At 72.2% G+C, this 15930-nt stretch carries 15 protein-coding genes; 10 read left to right on the top strand and 5 right to left on the bottom strand.

The features are described from left to right. Positions 1 to 25 precede the first annotated feature (25 nt). The 3 genes from GGD89_RS08135 to GGD89_RS08125 all read left to right on the top strand — a co-directional run bounded on the left by GGD89_RS08135 (position 26) and on the right by GGD89_RS08125 (position 2902). Entirely contained in the window at positions 26 to 1042 is a 1017-nt protein-coding gene (locus tag GGD89_RS08135; RefSeq protein WP_184044140.1) for a DNA-directed RNA polymerase subunit alpha, read from the top strand. A gap of 199 nt (positions 1043 to 1241) precedes the next feature. Continuing rightward, a complete protein-coding gene (rplQ, locus tag GGD89_RS08130; RefSeq protein WP_184043971.1) occupies positions 1242 to 1667 on the top strand; it encodes a 50S ribosomal protein L17 in 426 nt (141 codons plus the stop codon). 134 nt (positions 1668 to 1801) lie between these two features. Then, positions 1802 to 2902 (top strand): glycosyltransferase family protein, encoded by a 1101-nt coding sequence (locus GGD89_RS08125; protein WP_184043969.1) that lies wholly within the window; start codon positions 1802 to 1804, stop codon positions 2900 to 2902. A 24-nt stretch (positions 2903 to 2926) separates the two neighbouring features. Here the strand turns inward: GGD89_RS08125 and GGD89_RS08120 are convergent, their stop codons facing one another. From GGD89_RS08120 to GGD89_RS08110, 3 genes are read right to left on the bottom strand one after another with little or no spacing between them, the layout of a single operon-like run. Then, entirely contained in the window at positions 2927 to 3640 is a 714-nt protein-coding gene (locus GGD89_RS08120) for an alanyl-tRNA editing protein (protein ID WP_184043967.1), read from the bottom strand. Between the two features lie 22 nt (positions 3641 to 3662). Continuing rightward, the gene (locus GGD89_RS08115) at positions 3663 to 4676 is read right to left on the bottom strand and encodes a threonine dehydratase (RefSeq protein ID WP_184043965.1); all 1014 of its coding nucleotides are present in this window, start codon (positions 4674 to 4676) and stop codon (positions 3663 to 3665) included. Further along, positions 4673 to 5560 (bottom strand): PhzF family phenazine biosynthesis protein, encoded by an 888-nt coding sequence (locus tag GGD89_RS08110; RefSeq protein ID WP_184043963.1) that lies wholly within the window; start codon positions 5558 to 5560, stop codon positions 4673 to 4675. The genes GGD89_RS08115 and GGD89_RS08110 overlap by 4 nt, the downstream gene beginning before the upstream one ends. 191 nt (positions 5561 to 5751) lie before the next feature. On the opposite strand from GGD89_RS08110, the gene GGD89_RS08105 reads away from it, so the two are divergent. After that, positions 5752 to 7251, top strand: a complete 1500-nt coding sequence (locus GGD89_RS08105) for an aminotransferase-like domain-containing protein (protein ID WP_184043961.1) — start codon at positions 5752 to 5754, stop codon at positions 7249 to 7251. 105 nt (positions 7252 to 7356) lie between these two features. Then, complete coding sequence (locus tag GGD89_RS08100) at positions 7357 to 7824, top strand: DUF3429 domain-containing protein (protein ID WP_184043959.1); 468 nt, start codon at positions 7357 to 7359, stop codon at positions 7822 to 7824. Here the strand turns inward: GGD89_RS08100 and arsB are convergent. Together arsB and GGD89_RS08090 are read right to left on the bottom strand one after the other, a co-directional pair. Further along, positions 7819 to 8889 carry an ACR3 family arsenite efflux transporter gene (arsB, locus tag GGD89_RS08095; RefSeq protein ID WP_184043957.1) on the bottom strand — a complete coding sequence of 357 codons (1071 nt, stop codon included), beginning with the start codon at positions 8887 to 8889 and terminating at the stop codon, positions 7819 to 7821. The two genes, GGD89_RS08100 and arsB, sit on opposite strands and share 6 nt — an antisense overlap. Continuing rightward, positions 8886 to 9755 (bottom strand): arsenate reductase/protein-tyrosine-phosphatase family protein, encoded by an 870-nt coding sequence (locus tag GGD89_RS08090; protein WP_184043955.1) that lies wholly within the window; start codon positions 9753 to 9755, stop codon positions 8886 to 8888. Before GGD89_RS08090 ends, arsB begins: the two co-directional genes overlap by 4 nt. Positions 9756 to 9923: 168 nt before the next feature. Between GGD89_RS08090 and GGD89_RS20370 the strand changes: the two genes are divergently transcribed. The 5 genes from GGD89_RS20370 (at position 9924) to GGD89_RS08065 (ending at position 15903) form a co-directional block, all read left to right on the top strand. Next, a complete protein-coding gene (locus GGD89_RS20370) occupies positions 9924 to 11312 on the top strand; it encodes an O-antigen ligase family protein (protein WP_184043953.1) in 1389 nt (462 codons plus the stop codon). A 263-nt stretch (positions 11313 to 11575) separates the two neighbouring features. Continuing rightward, positions 11576 to 12547 carry a DUF6492 family protein gene (locus GGD89_RS08080; RefSeq protein WP_184043951.1) on the top strand — a complete coding sequence of 324 codons (972 nt, stop codon included), beginning with the start codon at positions 11576 to 11578 and terminating at the stop codon, positions 12545 to 12547. 70 nt (positions 12548 to 12617) lie between these two features. Further along, positions 12618 to 13619, top strand: a complete 1002-nt coding sequence (locus GGD89_RS08075) for an NAD-dependent epimerase/dehydratase family protein (protein ID WP_184043949.1) — start codon at positions 12618 to 12620, stop codon at positions 13617 to 13619. After that, positions 13616 to 14722, top strand: a complete 1107-nt coding sequence (locus tag GGD89_RS08070) for a glycosyltransferase family 2 protein (protein WP_184043947.1) — start codon at positions 13616 to 13618, stop codon at positions 14720 to 14722. Before GGD89_RS08075 ends, GGD89_RS08070 begins: the two co-directional genes overlap by 4 nt. Next, the gene (locus tag GGD89_RS08065; protein ID WP_184043945.1) at positions 14719 to 15903 is read left to right on the top strand and encodes a Gfo/Idh/MocA family protein; all 1185 of its coding nucleotides are present in this window, start codon (positions 14719 to 14721) and stop codon (positions 15901 to 15903) included. Before GGD89_RS08070 ends, GGD89_RS08065 begins: the two co-directional genes overlap by 4 nt. The last annotated feature ends 27 nt before the right edge of the window (positions 15904 to 15930 follow it).

Here is a 15930-nt window from a genome sequence, read left to right as displayed (position 1 = left end):
CCGGTTGCAGGATATCGCCATGTCGTTGATCCAGAAAAACTGGCAGGAGCTGATCCGGCCCAGCAAGCTCAACGTCCAGTCCGGGGCCGATTCCCGGCGCGTGGCGACGGTTGTGGCCGAGCCTCTTGAGCGCGGCTTCGGTATCACCCTGGGGAACGCGCTGCGGCGCGTTCTGCTGTCCTCGTTGCAGGGCGCGGCGGTCACCGCCATTCAGATCGATGGCGTGCTGCACGAGTTCTCGTCCATCCCCGGGGTGCGCGAGGACGTCACCGACGTGATCCTGAACGTCAAGGCCGTCGCCGTGCGGATGCACGTGGAGGGGCCGCGGCGGATGTCGCTGAAGGCCAGCGGGCCGGGGCCGGTTACCGCCAACCAGATTCAGGTCAGCGGCGATATCGAGATCATGAACCCGGACCTGGTGATCTGCCACCTGGACGAGGGCGCCAGCCTGTCCATGGAGTTCACCGTCAACACCGGCAAGGGCTATGTCCCCGGCACCATGAACCGGCCCGAGGACGCGCCCATCGGCCTGGTGCCCATCGATGCCATCTTCGGCCCGGTGCGCCGCGTGTCCTACAAGGTGGAGAACACCCGCGTCGGACAGGTCACCGACTTCGACAAGCTGTCGATGGAGGTGGAGACCGACGGCTCGGTGAGCCCGGAGGACGCCGTCGCCCTGGCCGCGCGCATTCTTCAGGATCAGTTGCAGCTGTTCATCAATTTCGAGGAACCGCAGACCGCGCCGACCGAACGGGACGACGAGGAACTGCCGTTCAACAAGAACCTGCTGCGCAAGGTGGACGAACTGGAGCTGTCGGTGCGCTCCGCCAACTGCCTGAAGAACGACAACATCATCTACATCGGCGACCTGGTCCAGAAGACCGAGGCGGAGATGCTGCGGACCCCCAACTTCGGCCGCAAGTCGCTGAACGAGATCAAGGAAGTGCTGGCGCAGATGGGCCTGCACCTGGGCATGGAAATTCCCAACTGGCCGCCCGAGAACATCGAGGACCTGGCCAAGAAGCTCGAAGAACCGTACTGATGACCGGCCCGGACGGGCGTCGCCCGTCTGGCCGTGACCGGTCACGGTCCCGCCCGGGACCGCCGACGCGAACCCGGCCCATCCGGGGCCACCTCCGCCATGATCATGATCGCGTCCGCCCGCACGGAGACGGCCGGCGTGGTGGCGGGGCTCACGATCCGCTTCGCGCGCGAAGCATCGACTCGAAAAGGACAGCGCCATGCGCCATGGCAACGCTCACCGCAAGTTCGGCCGTTCCTCCAGCCAGCGCCGCGCGCTGTTCGCCGGCCTGACCGCGTCGGTGCTCAAGCACGAACAGGTCAAGACCACGCTGCCCAAGGCCAAGGAAGTGCGGCCGATGGTCGAGAAAATGATCACCCTGGGCAAGCGCGGCGACCTGCACGCCCGCCGTCAGGCGTTCGCGGTGCTGCGCGATGACAAGGTGGTGGCCAAGCTGTTCTCGACCCTGGCCGAGCGCTACAAGAGCCGTCCGGGCGGCTACACGCGGGTTCTGAAGGCGGGCTTCCGCTACGGCGACGCCGCCCCCATGGGGGTGATCGAGCTGCTGGATCGCGATCCCGACGCCAAGGCCACCGATGCCGGCCCCACCTGGGAGAACCGGGACAACGACGACGACGAGTCGTAGGCCCGCGCGTCCGGCCCGCCGGCGGGTGACCGGCTGGTGATGATGACAGCCGGCGCCCTCGCGGGGGCGCCGGCGTTTTTGTGGGCGGCGGGATGCGCGCCCCGCCGTTGTCCTCCCGCGCCCGGATGTCCGTCATGCCAGACCGCGCCGCCCGTCTTTACGTCGCCGTCACCCCGCACGGCTACGGCCATCTGTCCATGACCGGCGCGGTGCTGGACGCGCTGCGGACGCGGCGGCCCGAGGTGACCGTGAGCCTGGAGACCACGCTGCCGGCGCCCATCGTCGCCGCCCGCGTGGCCGGCCCGGTGACCCTTGTCCCGGAGACCGACGACTTCGGCCTCGCCATGGTGGACTCCACCGCCCTGGACCCGGAGGCCAGCGCCGCCCGCTACCGGGCGCTGCACGCGGACTGGGACGCCGTGGTGGGCCGCGCCGCGCGGCGCATGGCCGCCCAGGCGCCGGATCTGGTCTTGAGCAACGTGGGATACATCGCCCTGGCCGCCGCCCACCGGCTGGGCGTCCCGGCGCTGGCGCTGGGGCCGTTCACCTGGACGGAGATCTATCGGCACTACTTCGCCGATCGTCCGGAGGCCGCGGCGAGTCTGGCCACCATGGACGCGGCCTACGACGGTGCCCGGGCGGTGTTGGTGGCCGAGGGCGCGATGCCCCTCCGGGATCGGCCCAATCGGCTGCCCATCGGTCCCGTGGGGGCGCCGGGCCGCGCCTGTCCGGACGCGCTGCGCCGGGACCTGGGCGTGGACGGCGCGGTCCGCCTGGCCCTGGTCACCTTCGGCGGCGTGGCCTCCGGCCTGGATCTGGCCGCCTGGCCGCGCGGCACGGGCTGGCGCTGGTTGGTGCGGGGTGGCGTGGCCGCCGACCACCCCGACGCCCACGACATGGACCGCCTTCCGGACTGGACGTTCCCGGACATCCTCGCGTCCTGCGACGCCGTGGTCACCAAGCTGGGGTACGGCATGACCATGGAGTGCGGCCTGTGCCAGCGCCCCACCCTGTATCTCCCGCGCACCGATGGCTGGCCCGAACAGCCGTACCTGAGGGACTGGCTGGCGCGGCACACACCCTTGCGCGCGGTCACCGCCGAGTCCCTCGGGTCCGGCGCGATCGTCGATGACCTGGCGGCGCTGCTCGACCAGCCGGTCCCGGGCCCGGCGCCCCGCCCCACCGGCGCGGCCGACGCGGCGGCGGTGATCGAGCGGCTGCTGGACGAGTCCTGACCGCGCCGTGATGGTCGACGGACCCTACCCCTCGGCGAACGCGAGGTTGATGCGGCGGTTGTGCTTGCCCTTCTTCTCGATCTTGGTGACCACGACGGGGCCGATCTCGCCGGTGCGGGCGACATGGGTGCCGCCGCAGGGTTGCAGGTCGATCCCGTCGATCTCCAAGAGGCGCACCGTGCCGGCGCCCCGGGGCGGCTGGACGGACATGGTGCGCACCAGGTCGGGGCGCGCGTCCAGCTCCGCGTCGGTGATCCAGCGCATGGAGACGGGGGCATCCCGGGCGATGAGGGCCGTGAGGGCCTCGGTCAGGCTCCCCTTGTCCACGGTCTTCTCGGGCAGGTCGAAGTCGAGGCGCCCCTTGCCGTCGCCCACGTTGCCGCCGGTGACGCCGCCGGCCACCAGCGAGGACAGCAGGTGCAGGCAGGTGTGCATGCGCATCAGGCGATGGCGGCGCTCCCAGTCGATCTCCGCCGTCACCGTCGCGCCCACATCGGGCAGCGCGGCGCCGTCCTCGGGCACATGAACGATGCCGTCCCCCTCGGGCGCTTTGCGGGTGTCGACGATCGTCACCGCGTCGCCGCCGGCCAGCACCAGCCGGCCGGTGTCGCCCGGCTGGCCGCCGCCGAGCGGGTAGAACACCGTCCGGTCGAGCCGGATGCCCTGCGGTCCGGCGGCGGTGACGGTGGCCTCGCAGGTTCTCAGGTAGGCGTCCTGGCGGAACAGCTCTTCTGTCATGATCCTCGTCCTGTCTTGATCCTCACCCCGGCGCGGCGGCCAGCGCGCGGGTGAACAGCGCCCGGTCGGCGTTGCCGCCCGACAGCACCAGGCCCACCCGCTTGCCGGTCAGGCCCAGATCGGCGCCATACCGCCGCAGGGCGGCCAGCGGCGCCGCCCCGGCGCCCTCGGCGGCGTTGTGGGTGGCGGTGAACATCAGCCCCATGGCCTCCAGGATCTCGTCGTCGGAGACCACCAGCACGTCCTCGACCTCGCGGCAGATGGCCTCCACGGGCTCGGCCCGGGGCACGCGCACGGCGATGCCGTCGGCAAGGGTGTCGGCGGACTCGCAGGCCACCGGCCCGCCCGCCAGGAACGACCGACGATAAGCGTCCACGGTCTCGCTGACCACCCCATAGACCCGTGCCTTGTGGCCCAGGGCATCGCGCGCCGACAGCAGGCCGCAGATGCCCGAGCCCATGCCGACGGGCACGAACACGGCGTCCAGGTCGGGGACGGCGGACAGGAACTCGACGCCATAGGTACCGACGCCGGCCACCAGCCAGGGGTGGAACGGGGGCACCATGTGCAGGGCCTCGGCGCGGGCCAGGCTCTCGGCGTGGGCGGCGGCCTCGATGAAGTCGTCGCCGTGCTCCACCAGGGTCGCGCCATAGGCGCGCATGGCGGCGTTCTTCTCCGGGTTGTTGCCATGGGGCACCACGATGGTGGCCGTCAGCCCCACGCGCCGCGCCGCCAGCGCCACGGACTGCCCGTGGTTGCCGCGCGTGGCCGACACCACCCCGGCCAGGCCCGGGCGCTCGGCGCGCAGGTGCGTCATGTAGACCAGGCCGCCGCGCACCTTGAAGGCGCCGGTGGGGTTGTGGTTCTCGTGCTTGACCCAGACCGTGCAGCCGCAGGCCTCGGCCAGCAGCGGCCAGGCGATCTGCGGCGTCGGCGGCAGCAGGCCGGCCAGCAGGTCGGCGGCCGACTCAAGGCCGGTCCGGGTGACCAGCGCGGCGGGCCGGGCGATGGGGGGAACGGGGGCGAGGGCCGTCATGGCGTGCGCACTCCAGGTGGGGCGTCGGGAAGCGTGAACTGGCCGGACAGGATGGGGACCACGGTGCCGGAGAGGATGACCCGGTCGCCTGCCAGGCGGCAGCGGACCCGGCCGCCGCGCGCCGATGCCTGGAAGCCCGTGACCTCCCGCCGGCCCAGCCGCGCCGCCCAGTAGGGCGCCAGGGTACAATGGGCGGCGCCCGTGACGGGGTCCTCGTCGATGTCATGGCCGGGGGCGAAGACGCGGGAGACGAAGTCGTCGGCGCCCGGGTCGTCGATGCCCGGGTCGTCGGCGCCCGGGTGATCGGCCGGGGCCGTGACGATGGCGAAGCGCGCGCCCAGAAACCGGGCCAGGGCGCGCATGTCCGGCGTCAATCCCCGCACGGTGTCGGCGTCGGCGACCACGGCCAGCAGGGCCTCGGGCGCCTCCAGGACCTCGATCGGCGGCGCGCCCAGGGCCTCGGCCAGACCGTCCGGTGGGGCGGTCGCGGCCTGGGGCGGTCGTGCCGGGACGTCCAAGGACAGGGCCGCGTCGGCGCGGGCCTCGGCGCGCGTCACCGTCAGCGTGCCGGAGCGGGTGCGGAACCGCGCGCGGCGCGTGTCCGGCCGCATTTGGGTCATCACCACCCAGGCGGCGGCCAGGGTCGCATGGCCGCACAGGTCCACCTCCACCGTCGGGGTGAACCAGCGCAAATGGTCGTCGGTGTCGGCGGACGGATCCGTCTCGGGCACCAGGAAGGCCGTTTCCGACAGGTTGTTCTCGGCGGCGATGGCCTGAAGCAGCGCGTCGTCCGGCCAGGTCGTCAAGGGCACCACGGCGGCCGGGTTGCCGGTGAAGGGACGATCGGCGAAGGCGTCAACCTGGAACAGGGGCAGGCTGGGCATGAGAGCCTCCGAAAGGGAACGGGAGCCGGCATCGGGTGTGCCGTCGGGCGGGTCCGGGGATCCGCGCCGGCCCGGGAGGACGGGTCCGCGTCCGGAAACGGCGGATCCATGGTCTCAGTGTGCTTGACATTGTCACCCTGTCAATGCGTTTATTGTCCTACGTACAATCTACTACCCTCGGAGCCCCGCTCATGACCAACGCCCCCGCCGCCCAGGGCACCCTCTCCGCGCCATGGCGCCCGCCGGCCCTGTCCGGCGAGGGACCGGTCTATCAGGCCATCGCCGATGCCCTGGCCACCGATATCGCCGCCGGCCGGCTGACCCCCGGAGTGCGCCTGCCCACCCACCGGGACCTGGCCGAGGCGCTGGGAGTCACGGTCACCACCATCACCCGGGCCTATGCCGAGGCGCGCCGGCGCGGCCTGGTAACGGGCACGGTGGGGCGTGGCACCTTCGTGACCGATCCGGCGACGCGGCGCGACGCCGCCGCCCTGGTCGGGGCCGGCCATGGGGCGGACATGCCCTGGCCAGGATTCACCGCCGTCCGGCCGGATACCCCCTGGTGCGCGACCCCCGATGCCGAGGAGCGCACGGTGGATCTCGGCCCCAACCTGCCGGTGCCGGTGGGGGCCGAGGCCCTTCTTGCCCAGACCCTGACCGAACTGGCCGCCGATCCCCGTGACCTGGCGTCGCTCTTGGCCTATCAGCCGGATCTCGGCATGCCCCATCATCGCGAGGCCGGGGCGCGCTGGGCCGCGCGCTCCGGCTTGCCGGCGGATCCCGGCTCGGTGGTGGTCACCGCCGGGGTCCAGCACGCCCTGACGGTGTCGCTGATGACCCTGACCCGCCCGGGCGAGACGGTGCTGTGCGGGTCGCTCACCTTTCCCGGCCTGAAGCTGATGGCCGAACGCCTGGGCCTGACCCTGGAACCCGTGGCCCTGGACGACGACGGCCTGGTGCCCGACTCGCTGGACGCGGCGGCGCGACGCACCGGGGCGCGGGCGCTGTTCTGCGTGCCGACGCTGCAAAACCCGCTCGGGCTGACGTTTTCCCAGGCCCGCCGCGAGGCCCTGGCCGAGGTTGCCCGGCGGCGCGACCTGTGGGTGATCGAGGATGACATCTACGGCCTGCTGGCGCCCCAACGGCCCCCGCCGATCGCCGCCCTGATCCCCGAACGCACGCTGTTCCTGGCCGGGACCTCCAAGGTGCTGGCGCCCGGCCTGCGCACGGGTTTCGCGGTGGTGCCGACGCCGCTCAGGGCGCGGTTCGCGGTGTCGGTGCGGGCCAGCCTGTGGATGGCGCCGCCGCTGATGGTGGAGATCGCCGCGCGCTGGATGGCCGGGGGGCAGGCGGACCGCCTGATTCAGGCACAGCGGACGGCGGTGGCCGCGCGCCGCCAGGTGGCCGAGACCGCCTTGCGCGGCCTGCCCTGGATCAGCGGTCCGGGGGCCTTTCACATCTGGTTGCCCTTGCCGCCGCCCTGGCGGGCGGAGACCTACCGCGACGCGGTGGCGGCGCGCGGTGTCGTCGTCCTGGCGGCCTCCACGTTCCACGTGGGATCGGGCGCGCCGCCCGAGGCGGTGCGCCTGTGCCTGGGCGCCGAGGTGAGCCCGGATCGCCTGGGCCGCGCCCTGAGCGTGGCCCGCGAGGTGCTGGAGACGGGCCCCCGGGCCAGCGCCGCCGGACCCTGAGGCATCGTCCATCCGGGATGGGCAGGGCGCCGGAAGTCTTCTAGGCTGCCCGGCGGGATCGTCGGTTGTGTCCCAAGGCCCGTCCCGTCAAGGAGCCTCTTGCCCATGCGTTCCGGTTCGCCCGTTCCCGCCCCCGTCGTCTGGTTGAGTGCCGCCGGCCTGTTGCCCTTTCTGGCCGGCGCCGGCCTGTCCTGGGCGGGGCACCCGCCGCTGGCCGAGACCGCCGCCTTCGCCGTGCTGACCTATGGCGCGCTCATCCTGTCGTTTCTGGGCGGCATCGTCTGGGGGGTGGCGGCGTCCGTCAGCCAGCGCCTGACGGAGGAGAACGCCGTCGAACTGTTCGCCCTCAGCGCCCTTCCGCCGCTGGTGGGCTGGTCGGCCCTGTTCCTGAACAGCCCGCACGGGTACTCGCTGCTGGCGCTGGCCTTCCTGGGGCAACTGGTGCTGGACAAGCGCATGCGCGACATGCGCCTGGTGCCCGGCTGGTGGCTGGGGCTGCGCCTGGCGCTGACCAGCGGCGTGATCCTGTGCCTGGTGCTGACGGCCATGGCCCAGGTCGTGAGTGGCTCATGACGGACGTGCCGCGCCCGCCGGGAACAGGTGCCGGGTGCGCCGGGTCAAGGCCACCAGCGACAGCATGACCGGCACCTCCACCAGCACGCCCACCACGGTGGCCAGGGCGGCGCCGGACTGGAGCCCGAACAGGCCGATGGCCACCGCCACCGCCAATTCGAAGAAGTTGGACGTGCCGATCAGGGCCGCCGGCGCGGCCACCGCGAATGGCACCCGCCACAGCCATCCCCAGACATAGGCCACGGCGAAGATGCCGTAGCCCTGTACCAGGAGCGGCACGGCGATCAGGGCGATGGTCAGCGGCTGCGTCAGGATCACGGTGCCCTGGAAGCCGAACAGCAGCACCACGGTGGCCAGCAGACCGAGGACCGTGGCCGGCTTGACCGCCTCGGTGAAGGCGGTCACCCGCGCCGGTCCGCCCCGCGCCAGCAGCACCCGGCGCGCCAGGAGGCCGGCGGCCAGCGGGATGACCACGTACAACCCCACCGACAGCAACAGCGTCTCCCAGGGTACGTCCACGTCGGCGACGCCCAGCAGGAGCGCGACCAGCGGCGCGAAGGCCAGCACCAGGATCAGGTCGTTCACCGACACCTGAACCAGGGTGTAGGTGGGGTCCCCCCGCGCCAGGTGGCTCCAGACGAAGACCATGGCCGTGCACGGGGCGGCCCCCAGCAGGATCAGGCCGGCCACATATGCGCGCGCCATGTCCGCCGGGATCAGGTCCGCGAACAGGATCTCCAGGAACAGAATGCCCAGGGCCAGCATCGTGAAGGGTTTGATGAGCCAGTTGACCACCAAGGTGATCACCAGCCCCTTGGGCCGGTCGCCTATGTGCCCCAGGCTGGCCAGATCCACGTTGACCATCATGGGGAAGATCATCACCCAGATGAGCACCCCCACGACCAGGTTGACGCGGGCCACTTCCAGGGCAGCGACCGCGTCGAACAGGCCCGGAACCCCGGTGCCCAGGGCCACGCCGGCGGCCATGGCCAGGGCCACCCACAGCGTCAGGAACCGCCCGAAGACGCCGAGGCTACCGTCGTCGGCGGGGCCGTCGCCGCTCATGTCCCGGGGGCCTTCGCGGGGGCCGGCGCGTCTGTCGCCTGGGGATCGCGGGCCATGGCGCCGATCGCCGAGACGCGCCGTTGCAGGCTCAGCCGGTCCAGCGATGCCAGGGGCAGGCTGAGGAACAGAAGGACGCGGTTGGACAGCATCCGCAGGGTATCGTTGAACACGGCGGCGGTGGCCGCCTCGGTGCCTTGGAAGGCGGCCGGGTCGGGCACCCCCCAGTGCGCGGTCACGGGCTGGCCCGGCCAGACCGGGCAGGTCTCGGCGGCGGCGGCGTCGCAGACCGTGAACACGAAATCGAGGGCCGGCGCGTCATCGGTCGCGAACTCGTCCCAGCTCTTGGAGCGCAGGCCGTCCGTGGGGTATCTCGCCCGCCGCAGCGTGGCCAGGGCCTCGGGATGCGGCGCGCCGCGAGGATGCGATCCGGCCGAGAACGCGCGGAAGCGGCCGGCGCCGGCATGCGCCAGGACGGCTTCGGCGATCAGGCTGCGGGCCGAGTTGCCGGTGCACAGGAACAAGACGTTCAGGGGAGTGTCGGGCGTGGTCACGGCCGGTCCTTCCATCGACGGGGCGGGGTGGCCGTCCGGCGCGAAGCCCCGCATCAGGCTGGTTCCCAGCGCCTCCAGGGCGCCGAGGTTGACGATGTAGTGGAGCGCGCGGCCCTCGCGCCGGTTTTCGACCAGACCGGCCAGCCGCAGGTGGTTCAGGTGAAACGACATGGTAGACGGGGCCACGCGGCACAGCGTCGCCAGATCGCCGGCGCTCACGCCACGGGCCCCGGCGGCCGCCATGGCGCGCACGGCGCGCACGCGGGGCTCGGCGGCCAGGGCGGCCAGCAGGGTCGCGATCAGCGTCGGTGTCATGGCGCGATCTTATGCGCATCGCGCGCGGCCGTGCGTGACATTTTTATGGTTCTCGAAATGTAACGGGTGGACCCGGACGTGCCGTCCTCGCGTTGCTCCGGCGCGCGCGACGCGGCATGCTGACGGCGTCGGGGCCTCCGTCCCCCTTCTCCGGATCAGAGACCGGTCATGACCCGTCCCCCGTCTCGCCCGATCGCGGCCCTGGAGCCACCGCCCATGCCGTGGAGCCTGGGCCAACTGGCGGTGGCCCAGGCGGTCACGCCCTACCGGCCCCTGGTGCTGGCGCTGCTGGTGGTGGCCTTTACCTTGACGACGCTCGTGCCCACCGACCCCTGGCCCGCGCAGATCGGCGGCGACATGACGGTGGAGGGGGGCTCGCTGGACACCCTGCTGATGCTGGCGATGCTGGGCCTGTCCATGGTCGTTCTGATCGAGCGGCGCCACCTGGCCCTGCACCTGCTGGCCCGCACGTGGCCGCTGGCGCTGACGCTCGCGTGGTTCCTGGCCTCCGTCGCCTGGGCCGAGTTTCCGGCCCTGACCCTCAAGCGCACGGCGTTCCTGATCATCGGCTACCTGATCGCGCTGGGCATCGCCAGCGGCGCGCGGTCGCCCTGGCAGGTGCTGGGGGTCATGGGCCTGTGCTTTCAGGGCGTCATCCTGGTGGATCTGGTGTCGGTGTTCGTGGTGCCGCATCTGGCCATGACCGAACTGGGTGCTGCGGGCATGCACGGGCAGAAGAACATCGCCGGGGCGATCGGCATGATGGGCGTGGTGCTGTTCGTGTTCGTCGGGCTGCGGGCGCCGACACGGGGCGCCGCCCTGATGGCGCTGGCCACCCTGGCGCTGTTCCTGATCTTCCTGGTGCTGACCCGCTCCAAGACCTCGCTGGGGCTGGTGGCTCTTTTCCTGGTCTTTGTCCTGCCGCTGGCGGCCGGCCTGTCCTTCGGCCGGATCCTCGGCGTGGCGCTGGTGCTGGCGGCCGCGCTGGTGGTGGCGCTGTTCCTGTTCGTCTCGGGGCTTCTGGGCTGGGGCACGCCGGAGATGCTGGAGGTGCTGGTGGGCGACCCGACGTTCACCTCGCGCACCGACATCTGGGCGTTCGTGTGGGACCACATCACCCACGCCCCGATCCTGGGCAGCGGCTACGGGTCGTTCTGGGACGTGGGGGCGGCGAACGATCCGCTGCGTGAGGCCCGGTCCTGGCTGGCCTCGGTGGAACTGGGCGTGATCAACCAGGCCCACAACGGCTACCTGGACATCCTTCTGCAGGCCGGCCTGCCCGGCCTCGTGGGGCTGCTGGTCGTGGTGGGGCGGAGCCTGGCGCGCATGGTGTCCCTGATGATCGCCACCCGGGGTGATCGGGAGACCTGGACGGCGGTGGCCTTCGCCTTTTCACTGCTGGTCACGCTGGCGATCTACAACCTCATGGAAACGGCGCTTCTGAGCCGCGTCCACCTGGCCAACCAGATCTTCGTGCTGGTGGTCGTCATGGCCGAGCGATGGCGCTTTCCACAAGGGCATGCGGTGACGGCGCCGCGACACGCGCGGACCGGATGACCGCATGGGCGGCCGCAAGGCCTCGCCTTGGAAGACCTCGCAATGACTGCTCGGCGCCGCCGGCGACCGGGTTGCGATCGTCGGCGGCCGTCCGATCGTGAGAACCGCCTGAATCGCCAGGATTTGGGGCTTTCCCGTCCCGGAACGGCGGGGCAGTATGAGGGTCGTCCGCGCGGGGTCTGGCTCGGATCCCGGCCGGCGCGGTGATCCGGCGGCCGTCGCGCCCGGTGCCCCGCCGGTCATGCCGCCACGAGAGGGACTTCATGCCACGCCACGACCACGACCGTCCCGATCCGGCGGATTCGCGCGGGGCCGATCCCAAGGTATGCCTGGTGACCCCCACCTACCGGCCGGAGCGCGAGCTGTTCCGGCGTCTCAGCGACAGTGTGCAGACCTATGCCGGACCGGACGTCGAACACTTGGTGTTCACCGGCCGGGCCGACGCGGAAACGATTCGCCCCTTGCTCAGCGACCGCGCCCGGCTGGTGCTGACGGAGGACGCGTTGGACCATCAGTTCCGCCGCGTGCCGTCCTGGCTCAACCCGCTGCCGTCCCGGCGGGAGATCTGGGTGTCCGCCCGGACCTGGCCGATCCGGGGCTGGATCCTTCAACAGATTCTCAAGATCGGCGCGGCGTTGCACACCCGGGCGGACATCCTGGTCTACGCGGACTCCGACACCATGCTGGTCAAGCCCATGACGCGGGAGACCTTCCTGATCGACGGGCGCCTGCGGCTGATGGCGGAGCGTGACGTCTGCGGCCACTTCCCCAGCCATCGCTCGTGGGACGAAAGCGCGCGGCGGCTTCTGGGGCTGCCGCCCGAGCCCTACAATGGCGACAACTTCATCGGCGACTTCATTTCCTGGCACCGGCCCTTCGCGCTGGCGATGCTGGAGCGCATCACCGAGGCCACGGGCCTGCCCTGGTGGCTGGCCCTGGCCCGCTACCCGCAGATCAGCGAATACCACCTGTACGGCGTCTTCGTGGAGGCCTTCAGGGCCGACCACCCCGAGGCTCAGGTGCCGACGCCCGACCACCTTTATTTGACAACCTGGGACTATGACCTGATGAAGGATGATGAGGTCGACCGCTTCATCGACGACCTCGACGACCGCCACCTGGGGGTGACCCTGCAATCGCGCACCGGGATGCCGCTGGGGCGCCGCAATGCCATCCTTGATCGGGTGGAACGCAAGGTCCGCCGGATGCGGAGCGTGCCCGACGCCGATCGCTGATCGCGCGCGGCCGTCCGGCGCCCGCCCGCCGCCGACCCGGCCCCCGTGGCCGCGACACGAAGGACGACGGATGCCCACCTTCCTGGTCACGGGCGCGGCCGGCTTCCTGGGCCGCCACGTCACGCGAACCCTGGCGGCGCGTCAAGGCACCCGGGTGCGGGCCGGCGTGCGGCGGCCCGACGACGCGCCGTTCCGGGACGACGAGCCCGGCGTGGCGGTGACGCGGGCCGATGTGCGGGATCCGGCGTCGATTCGGGCGGCCCTGGACGGCTGCGACGCCGTGGTCCACTGCGCCGTCGGTGACTGGACGACGACGGTGGGCGGCGCCCGCGTCCTCATGGAGCAGGCGCGGCGCGCCGGTGTGCGCCGCGTCGTCGCCATCAGTTCCATCGCCGTGCACGGCGAGGCCGAAGGCCGCCTGACCGAGGACGCCCCGCTGGTCACCGGCCGCCGAGACTACGCCGGCGCCAAGGCCGAGGCCGAGCGCGTGTTCATCGCCCTGGGCCGGGAGGCCGGCGCGCCCGCCGTCACGCTGCTGCGGCCCACCATCGTCTACGGCCCGGGCAGTGCCCTCTGGATCGACGGCATGGCCCGGCGCATCCGCTCGGGCCGCTGGGGGACGTTCGGCCCGCTGGGCGAGGGCACCTGCCATCCCGTACACGTGGAAGACGTGGCCGCCGCCGCCGCCGCCGCGCTGGACGCGGGCCGGCCCCATGGCGAGGCGCTGTTCGTCAATGGGCCGGAGCGCCTGACCTGGAATGCCTACTTCACGCGGCTGGCGGCGCATCTGGGGGCACCGCCGCTGCCGTCCCTGGACCCGGCCACCGTGCGCCGCCGCATGCGCGCGGCGTTGCCGGCGAAGGTGTTGGCGCGGCTGCTGCCGCCGCTGCGTCCCTGGCTGCGGCCGATCCTGGATGCCGCGCCCGCCGCCAGCGAACTCCGCCTGTTCGCGCTCAAGGCCGACTACCCCACCGACCGGGCCGAGGCCCGCCTGGACTGGCGGCCCCGGGTCTTGCTGGAGGACGGCCTGGCTCGCGCCGTCGTCGTTACGCCGCCGGAGACACGCCCATGATCGCCCCGGGCGCGACCATCCCCGAAACCACCCCCGAAACCACCCCCGAAACCACCGCCGCCGTGACCACGGCGCCGGCCGTGACGGTGGTGGTGTGCACCTACAACCGGCCGGACCTGCTGGTGGTCACCGTGCGGGGCTGCCTGGAGAACGCCACCCGGCGCGACCTGCCGTATGAGATCGTCGTCGCCGACAACAGCCCCGAGGGCTATGCCCGGTCGACGCTCGCTGGGATCACGAGGGACGGGACCACGAGGGATCGGGCGCGGGCGCGGGGCGTGCCGCTGCGGGTGGTGCCGGCGGCGCCGCCCAACATCTCGGTCGCCCGCAACACCGGCGTGGCGGCGGCGCGCGCGCCCCTGGTGGCTTTCCTCGACGACGACCTGGACCCGGACCCCGGCTGGCTGGACGCCCTGGTGGACACCCTGGCCGCCAGTGGCGCGGACGTGGTGGCCGGGCCTGTGCACCCGGTGTTTGTCGGGCTGGACGAGACCGAGGGGATCACCAGGGCGGATGCCGAGACCTGCTGGTGGTGCCGCCGCGACATGGAGGCGCCCAGCGGCACGCCGATCACCATCGACGGCCCGGCGCGGACGCAGAGCATCGTCATCGGGACCGAGAACACGCTGTGGCGCGTGGCCACCACGCTCACCGATCCCGCGCCCTTCGATCCCGCCTTCGGGGGCTGCGGCGGCGAGGACCTGGACCTGCTCATGCGCCTGGAACGGCGCGGGCGGCGCGTCGCCTGGTGTGCCGAGGCGTTGGTGCGCGGCCGTGTCCCAGCTGCGCGTCTGGGGCTGCGCTATCAGCTTCTGCGGGCGTTTGCCGGGGCCCAGGGCTTCACCACGGCAGCGGTCAAGAACGACCCGCGCCCACGCCGGCGGTTCGCGAAAATCGCGAGTCGGGCCGTGGTGCAGGTTATGGTGTATTCTCTTCTGCTGCCGCTGACTCCGGTCCTGTCGCGTCCACGCCGCCGTCGGGTTCTGGTCAGCCTGGTGCTGGGCCTGGGCAAGCTGGCCTGGCGGCGCAAGGTCGGCGTGTACCAGATGGAGCGCCGCCCCGCGCACGCCACCGCTCCGGCCAGCGGAAGGACCACGCCATGACGCATCCCAAGCCCAAGTCCACGGGCATCGCCTTCATCGGCTGCGGCTTCGTCGCCGACCTGTACCTGCAGACGCTGCCGGCCCAACGGGGGCTGTGCCTGACCGGGGTGTATGATCGGGATCCGGCGCGGCTGGAGACCTTCGCGCTTCATCATGGCGTCCATGCCTATCCGGACCGCGCCGCCCTGCTGGCCGACCCGGACGTGGAGATCGTCGTCAACCTGACCAACCCGGCGAGCCACGCGGAGGTGACCCGCGCCGCGCTGGAGGCCGGCAAGGCCGTCTACTCCGAAAAGCCCCTTGACACATCGCTGGACGGTGCCCGCGCCCTCGCCGAGCAGGCCCGCAAGGCCGGCCTGGGCCTGGCCGCCGCGCCCTGCAATCACCTGAGCGAGGCCGTGCATGCCCTGACCGCCGCGCTCCGCGCCCAGCGCATCGGCCGCCCGCTGCTGGCCCATGCCGAGATGGACGACGGCATGATCCCGGGCCTGCGCTACGAGACCTGGCGGAGCGCCTCCGGGGCGCCCTGGCCCGCCCGCGACGAGTTCGCCTGCGGCTGCGTCATGGAGCACGCCGGCTACCAGATCGCGCCGCTGGTCACCCTGTTCGGGCCGGTGCGCCGGGTCACGGCGCTGGCCGGGCTGCGCCTGCCGGACAAGACGCCCGGGCTGTCTGGCGAACCCCAGGGGCCGGATCTGTCCTTCGGGGTGCTGGAGTTCGACGAGGGCATCATGGCCCGCCTGAGCTGTAGCATCCTGGCGCCCATGAACCGGTCGCTGCGGGTGGTGGGCGAACACGGGGTGCTGAGCGTCAGCGACGTGTGGGAGTACGACAGCCCGGTGCGCCTGACCCGCACCGGCGCCGCCTTCGGTCAGCGCCTGCGCCGCAAGGTCGAGCAACGGGTGCTGTCGCGCTGGGCGCCCGGTGCCATGCTGGGGCAGCGGGTGACGGCCATCGGCCGCCTGGGCGTCGGCCGCCTGCGGGGAAGCGGGCATCGCATGGACTTCGGACGGGGCGTCGCGGCGCTGGCCCACGCCTTGCGATCCGGCGCGCCCATGGGGCCGATGCGCGATCTGGCCGTCCACGTGACCGAGGTCACCCTGGCCCTTCAGGACACCCCCGGACGGCCGCAGGTGCGCAGGATCACCAGCGATCCACGCCCCTTGCCGCCCGGTCCGTGACGGTCCCCCGCCCGGGGCCGGGACGCG

The sequence above is a fragment of the Roseospira visakhapatnamensis genome, assembly GCF_014197915.1.
Lineage (GTDB): Bacteria > Pseudomonadota > Alphaproteobacteria > Rhodospirillales > Rhodospirillaceae > Rhodospira > Rhodospira visakhapatnamensis.
This window is presented reverse-complemented; position numbering and strand designations above follow the sequence as displayed.